At 40.4% G+C, this 7,526-nt stretch carries 6 protein-coding genes and 1 pseudogene; 4 read left to right on the forward strand and 3 right to left on the reverse strand.

What is annotated here, in order from left to right; genetic code table 11:
* Positions 1 to 10: 10 nt before the first annotated feature.
* The 4 genes from IC610_RS19775 (at position 11) to IC610_RS19790 (ending at position 2,582) form a co-directional block, all read left to right on the forward strand.
* Complete coding sequence (locus tag IC610_RS19775; protein ID WP_191738591.1) at positions 11 to 202, forward strand: hypothetical protein; 192 nt, start codon at positions 11 to 13, stop codon at positions 200 to 202.
* Entirely contained in the window at positions 199 to 1,683 is a 1,485-nt protein-coding gene (locus IC610_RS19780) for a MauE/DoxX family redox-associated membrane protein (protein ID WP_191738593.1), read from the forward strand. The genes IC610_RS19775 and IC610_RS19780 overlap by 4 nt, the downstream gene beginning before the upstream one ends.
* A gap of 52 nt (positions 1,684 to 1,735) precedes the next feature.
* A complete protein-coding gene (locus IC610_RS19785) occupies positions 1,736 to 2,011 on the forward strand; it encodes a hypothetical protein (protein ID WP_191738594.1) in 276 nt (91 codons plus the stop codon).
* A 328-nt stretch (positions 2,012 to 2,339) separates the two neighbouring features.
* Complete coding sequence (locus tag IC610_RS19790) at positions 2,340 to 2,582, forward strand: hypothetical protein (RefSeq protein ID WP_191738596.1); 243 nt, start codon at positions 2,340 to 2,342, stop codon at positions 2,580 to 2,582.
* A gap of 389 nt (positions 2,583 to 2,971) precedes the next feature.
* Here the strand turns inward: IC610_RS19790 and IC610_RS19795 are convergent, their stop codons facing one another.
* The 3 genes and pseudogenes from IC610_RS19795 to IC610_RS19805 form a co-directional block, all read right to left on the reverse strand.
* Complete coding sequence (locus tag IC610_RS19795) at positions 2,972 to 5,497, reverse strand: S9 family peptidase (RefSeq protein ID WP_191738597.1); 2,526 nt, start codon at positions 5,495 to 5,497, stop codon at positions 2,972 to 2,974.
* Positions 5,498 to 6,874, reverse strand: coding sequence for a RagB/SusD family nutrient uptake outer membrane protein (locus IC610_RS19800; protein ID WP_191738599.1), 1,377 nt, complete (start codon positions 6,872 to 6,874; stop codon positions 5,498 to 5,500).
* A 180-nt stretch (positions 6,875 to 7,054) separates the two neighbouring features.
* Positions 7,055 to 7,526: pseudogene (locus IC610_RS19805) on the reverse strand (SusC/RagA family TonB-linked outer membrane protein); the annotation flags it as partial.

A 7,526-nucleotide genomic window follows, 5' to 3' on the forward strand; every position in this document is an offset into this window, starting at 1 on the left:
CAAAACACAGATGAAGCCCCATACCACCATCAGCGCAACAGGTCAACCATGTCCGGCCAGCGGTCTGTGGCAGAGTATGGGGTATTTTAAAACCACAATTCCTATAAAAACAGGAAAAGAAATGCCGGACTACTGTGGCAATCATGTGGATTGGATGCTTATAGTTCCTGATAATCATAAAAAACAAAATAAAAAGACATGAAGAACATCAGATATTATTTTATTTCAGCTACCGTTGGTTTCTTTATCCTCCTGTTCTGCTATGCTGCTATCAGCAAAGCGATAGATTTCGAAAATTTTCAGGTACAGATCGGGCAGTCGCCTCTGCTCAGTGCGTACGCCAACACTGTATCCTATGGTGTAATTGCCATTGAAATATTTACTGTCATTTTACTATGTTTTAAAAAACTGAGAACAGCAGGACTTTACTGTTCAACAGCGCTGATGTCTGCATTTACGGTTTATATTTATCTGATCCTTAACTACAGTGATTTTGTTCCCTGCTCGTGCGGAGGTATCCTCGAAAAACTCGGATGGACTGAGCACCTGGTATTCAATATTTTCTGCGTTATTCTGGGAGCAGCTGCTGTGTTCAGTACTGATTATGATACCGGACAGCGTGCAAAAAGCACTTTAGGGATGCTTACCATTTTTAACTCTACCGCCTGCGTAATTGTTGTATTTCTGTTTATAACATCCGAACAGATTATTAAAAAGGACAATAATTTTACGCGCCGCTTTTTAATGCATCCTGTTGTAGAACATCAGATAAAAGTTCTGGATAATGACAATTACTATTTTGCAGGAGCAGACGATAAAAATGTTTATCTGGGCAACCGGAAATTTCCTCAAAAAATCTTAACCGTGGATTCTGCGATGAAGAATCAGACTTATATGGAAATACGTCTTGACATTACGGAATTTCCCTACAGGAAGATTGAAACACAGGTACGATATCCTTTCTACTACATCTATGACGGTACTGTGCCTGTTATAAAAAAAGGTATGCTGGGAAATCCTGATCCAAGGACTATCAGTGATAAGGATGCCTATTTTTCCCAGCTTGGAATTGTAAGCAATACAAATTTTATTTTAAGAACGCAGAGCAGCAAAACCGGTCAGCTTCTGATAGCCTCACTTCAGACAAGGCAGAAAAATACTATCCGTATACATGCTAATTTTCTTGAGAAGCAGACTGACGGTGTCTTTGACAGCGACGGAAGGCTTATTACAGATGCGGGGAGTCCAGAGATTATTTACACCTATGCTTACCGGAATCAGTTTATCGTTGCTGACTCCAATGCGCAAATAAAACACCGCCTCAACACCATTGACACTGTGACAAGAGCCCACATCAAATCTGTGCAAGTTAATAATGGGATCTTCAAAATGAACAGGCCACCGCTCCGTGTCAACGGATTATCAAGAGTACACCGGCGTCTTTTGTTTAATCATTCGCAACTGAAAGGACGGTATGAATCCCGGAAAAGTTGGAATACCTCAAGAGTGATCGATATATACAGAACAGATCAAAAGCTTTACGTTGGCAGTCTTCATCTTCCAGACAAAAACAAAATTCCTGTGACCGATTTTATCGTCACCGATCACCATCTCTATGCTATTGCCGGAAATCAGCTGATACAGTATATACTTACCCGACCAGTGCTGAAACATTACCAATAAGGGGAAGCCGAAAACCTTTACCAAGAGTAGGCAAAAATTCAAAACTTTTATTATGAAAAAGTTCATTTTTCCTGTAGTCCTTGTATTGATAGGCACAGGTTCTGCTTACGCCACAAAAGCAGTAAAAGAAAACAAGAAAGCCATAGAAGCCGGATACCGTCTGGTGAATCATGGTGGTGGACAGTTTGAATGTGTAGATGCAGAGAAAGAATGCACCACAGTAGCCAATGCGAATGTCTGTACATGGACAGGACCGGGTTCAGCACAGCTTCGTGCCGTAGGTTCCGAAACGATGTGCGGAGATCTGCTGTATGAGATTCCGCAGTAATTGGAGAGGAAGGACGCTTAGCAGCGTCCTTCTTTAATAAAAAAGTACGAGTAATCCTGATTACTAAGAATCGCCTGAATATATTTTTCCCTTTTCTTTTTTATCTAAGAGCCTGTTTAAATTTCATCAAAATTAATTTCCCCGACCCTAAAAGGAGTTAATTTTGATGAAATTTTCAATGCATTTTCCACCCTTTAGGGTTGGGGAAAAGAAAAATGCCTTGAAAATTTGTTTTTTAATCATTTTTAAACAGGCTCTAAATTTTTCTAAAAAAATCCGCAACATACAATCTCTAAAATTTTTATCTTTGTAGTGAAAAAAAAAAAAAATGACGTTAAATCTTCTACTGTGCGCCCGTAATTCTACGGAGCCACTCATTCATCAATTAGTTGAAACAGGAAAAGAACTGAATGTTGGAGAATCTTTTGAGTATGGAACTTACTACCAAAGTCTCTTAGACAGTAACACCGAAAAATCTTTCGAAGACGGGTATCTTGAGCCGGGTATTTACAAGGTGCTTCAGATTGAAAAAGATAAAGATATTTCAAATGTTAAATTACAACTTACATAATTAAGAAGCACTCTGACGAGTGCTTTTTTTATTTACTGTTAACTGAATTGAAAACGACGTCAAAAGATATGGACGTTAAATTGATGATCAATCAATGATTCACAATGTAATGGTGATGAAATAAAAAAGCATTTTATTATATATATTTTTGGCAGAGATGTCTTTTTTCATAAAAAATCCTGCAGATGTCCGCAGGATATTCTGATTTTACAAATTTTAGCGATGTAAGAATCAGCTGTTTTTAGTTGAGGTACGTAAATTTATTCAAAATATGAGAGGTACAATATTAAAAAGACTTAACAGATTCCCAGATGTTTAGAATTCGCTGAAGTTATTTATCATTAGAATTGCCCGTAATCCGTTTCGCCGAAATCAGCAAAAATCGATTTTTACGGTAATTTCACATTATCATTATTTGTGTTAATTTCCTTCTCTATCCAATCTACATTTTTTTTATCTTTCAGGAAGTAGTCCCACCAGTCGACTGTTCTTCTGTTCAGATCAAATGCTTCGGGCGTATTATATCCTAATGTGTGTTCCTGATCTCTGTAGAAAAGAGCAATTACTTTTTTTCGGTTTCGCAGGAGGCCGATGTAAAAGGCTTCAGTCTGCTCCGGAAGTATATTTCCATCCTTTCTTCCTGACCACAATAAAATCGGGGCACTTACCTGCTGCACATAATTGACCGGATTGTTTCTGAAATACAATTCTTCATTCCCTACATAAGGTCTGTTGATTTCAAACTGTCCGCCTTCAAATCTACCGTAATCGGGAATCTCAAACAGCCTGTTGTACGAAAAGTATGACTGCATAATATTCGCTACGGATGCCCCTGAAAGGTATGCTGCAAAACGAGTTGAGTGAGTGGCAATAAAATTCACCTCATATCCACCCATGGAGTGACCGCTCAGCCCTATTTTTTCCTGATCGATATAGGTAAGATCTCTCAATGCATCCAAAGCTGCATGAACACAGTCCAATGCAGAGATGCCCGTTCCTCTTTCATCAAAGACAACATCAGGCTGATAGATAAAATATCCCCGTTCAAGCATCAGCCTTTTATTAAATCCATCGGGTTTAATTTCTCCACGGATGTATGCTGATGCAGCGTCAGACTGTTTTTGGTATATTCTGACAATGACCGGATATTTTTTTGAAACGTCAAAATTTTCCGGATACGAGAGAATAGCTTTTAAAGGTCTACCTGAACTGTTTTTGTATGAGAGAACTTCGGTTTTTAAATCTGAAGCTCTTTTATCCTGACGGTTGGTCCGGTAAAGAAGTTCTGTCTTTCCATTTGTTGTATTCCTGCGGTAAATTCCAGGTGGAATATTATGATTTTCTTCAACACTGTATATCAGAGCTGAATTATGATTATGAGTTTCTGAAACCTCCTTTATTTTATGAGATGTAAGAGGGATCAGTACCGATGTTTTTCCCCGTTCCCACCGTAATACACTTGTTTTTTTACTGTTTTCATCATAAATCTGCAGTTGCAAAGGTCTGCTTAGATCTGCTGTAAAAGTTCGGAATCTGGTTTTAAGATGACCAAAAGCTACATTTATTTTTTTGTTCATAATGGTTACCTCATGTGCATCTGAAATCTTCATTGCTGAAAGTTCTTTGGTTTTCAGGTCATATGCAAAAAGGTCTGATTTACCGGAAAACAACAATATTTTACTGTCTGAAGAGAATACGGGATTGCTGAACTGACTTCCATCAATTTCCGTGATGCCCTGATTTTCAAGATCAAATATTATCCACTTATCAGTTTTCCTGCTGTGAGACACTGCAAAATTTCCATTCATTGATCCTATAACTTCAGATGACTCATTGAACGCCAGTAAGCCGGTGTTTTTTTCTATATCGTACAGATAGATGTCATACATTGGCGTAGCATGGATATAGTTGTAAACTTCTTTCGAGCTGAACATCCAGAGATACCTGCTGTTGTTCAGTGGTACATAGACCTGAGATTTTTCGGAGGGCAGTTCACTTATTATTTTTTTCTCCGGCTTCCAATACCAGAACCTGTAGTTTCTTTTTCCCGTGCGTGCGGAACGCAGATTTTTATCACTTCCATACCAAACCTCCACCATTTGAGAATCAGAAACCTCCGTTCTGTATTCCGCAGAAACTAGAAAAGTGCCGTCATTCCCAGCTTCTGCTATTTTAATGGCATCTGTTTTTATCGGCTGGATTAGTTCCGGGACATAAATTTTTCCTTTTTTAATATCCAGAAGAACCATCCGTTTTGCAGTCTCACCAATTATCTGTTCCCTTATGGCGAGAAAATTCTGTGAAGACAGAAGTTCAGTTTTTTCAATGGTATTTTCCGTACTGTAATGCCTGAAGATTTTTTTTCCATTCCATTCCAACAGTTCATTTTTTCTCTTACTGCCCGTACTTTCGACAGTTGTCGTGATGAATACTTTGCTCTTACCTGAGGTCATCTTTTCCACCTGTAACAATTTCAGTATACGCTTTCCGCTCAAATTATAGATGCTCAGTGTTTTATTTTTATCCAAAATACAGAACTGCCTTACATCTTTCATCACCTCTGCAGTCCTGACCTTTTTGAAGGTTATCTTCTGATGTGTCTGCAGGTTTAGAAGCTGTGCATTGCCTGCACCAACAGCAAAAAAATGCTGTTTCCCAAGAAATGATTTTTTGTCACTCATTCCAATCACTGTATCGGACGGAACTTTTCTTTGGTGTGAAAAAACAAAAACCGTATCGTTGCTTTCAGGATAAATAAGCGTTAGAGCCGCATATTTTCCATCTTCTGAGTTTATCATCCAATTAAGATCTGAGAATTTTGATGCCCATAGTTTCAGACTGTCATCCTGAGTCCGCTGACTGTATACAGTAGCTGACAAAAATATTACAATGAGTGTTATAAAAGCTGTTTTCATTTAATAGCCCTGATTTTGAGGTTTGAGTTTTCCGTTCAAAAGCAGTTCCTTCTGCGGTACAGGCCAAAGACGGTGGTATTCTTTCCAGTTGGGTTTTACAGCTGTAAGCTGGCTGAGCTGGTCGTTTCTTTTAAGGTCGAAAAAGCGGTGACCCATCTCAGTGAAGAATTCACGGCGGTTTTCATTCAGGATTTCTGCAAGCAGTGCTGGCTGAGTGATTGAAGCCGTGAGTGCAGGAAGGGTTGCGCGCTGCCTTGTTCTGTTGAGGTAGGGCATTGCTTCTGCAATTTTATTCTGCTGTGCCAGTGACTCTGCCAGTAAAAGGTTGACTTCCTCGAGTCTAAATACCACAGAGTATTCGGTAGTGTTGGCTGAACGAAGTCTGTACTTTTCAGCGCGGTACCATGTATTGGCTCCCACGGTAACCGTTCCCATCCAGGACTGTTTTCTCAGGTCACCTGCGGGAAAGGAACTGACCAAAGAATTTGTAAGTGAAAACCCTGTCGGGGCGGCATTGACAAAATAGTAGAGGGAAGCTTCCTTTGTGGCATCACCTGAGTTTTTGGGTTTCAGCTGCCAGAGGATGTGGGTTCCTGATTTCTGAAATACCTTTGTGATGTCGTTCTGAAACTGGTACAGCGGACTCTGAAGAATCGTTTTGAGTGAAGCTTCCGCCTTTGACCACTGTTTCTGCTGCATGTATACTTTTGACAGAATCAGCTCTGCTGTCTTTCTGTTGATGAATATCCGTTCTGCATTTCGGTACTGATCATTCAGTGCGGGAATGGCATCGAGAAGATCCATCTCTATTCTGTTCAGCACCTCTCCAGCAGGTGTTTTGTCAATATTCTGATTGATGATGTAATTGGTGGTTACGGGATAGGGAATATCTCCGTAGATCTGCTGAAGGTACAGGAACAGCAGTGATCTTATCGTCAGTGCCTCAGCGGTTATCCTTGCCTTATCAGCTGCAGATAATCCCGTTGATTCTTCTACCCCTTCGATAATGCTGTTGGCCACATAAATTTTCTGATAGGCGGCTGTCCAGAATGTGGTGACCGGAGCATTGGAATCCAGAAGCGTATTGTTAAAAATATCCGGGAAGCCATTGTTGGTCACCGCAGTATGGTAAATCAGATCGTCGGTGTACATTCCCAAAAGTCTGCCCGACTGGTCTGCGGATATCGGGGAACTGTCCCACAATCCGGCGTAGAGTGCTGACAGTGCCGCATTGGCAGTCTGTACATCACTGAACACATCCTGTGTTGCGATCTGGTTTTGCGGAAGATCTGTTTCGATCATTTTCTCGCATGAAAGATTTGCTGCCAATATTCCCAGCATGCCTGTATATTTTATTATATGAATTAATTTTTTCATTTTTCTGATTGTTTCTTGATTATTGTATTGTTGAAAAGCTGAGGCCTGAAATTTTAGCAAGTCGGGTTAATGATCAAAACGTCTTCCTATCATTATCTTCCGCCCTTCCCTTCCCTTCCTCTTTCCCTTTCCCTTCCCTCTTCCATTACCTATTACCTATTCCATTACTCATTACCCATATTACAGCGTGAGTGTTGCTCCAAAGGAATATGTTCTGAGGGGTGGCAGAAATCCGCTTGAACCCAGCTCCGGATCTATCCCGAAATACTTTGTCCAGGTGTGAAGGTTCTGTCCCTGAAAGAAAAGTTTTACTTCCCTGAATATTTTACCCTGTGTGGGTATGCTGTATGCGAGCTGCACATTTTTCAGCCTGATGAATGAGGCATCAGAAACCGTGGCATCACTGATCTGAAACAGCTGGTGTGATGCGGTTGTTGCCGTATGGTAAGGCATATACAGTCCGTCAGGATTCTGAGGTGACCATACATTCAGTGCCTGTACGGGGAGATTGTTCATGGAACCCGGTGAGGGCATGGTGCTGTTGTAGTTTCTGCTTTCCTGTTTTACAAACTGAAGGAGCACGGACAGATTCCAGTTTCTGTATCTCAGGTCACTGGTGAATCCTCCGTAGAATTTCTGACCGAGGTTTCTG

It is taken from the genome of Chryseobacterium caseinilyticum (genome assembly GCF_014837145.1).
In the GTDB taxonomy this organism is placed as follows: domain Bacteria; phylum Bacteroidota; class Bacteroidia; order Flavobacteriales; family Weeksellaceae; genus Chryseobacterium; species Chryseobacterium caseinilyticum.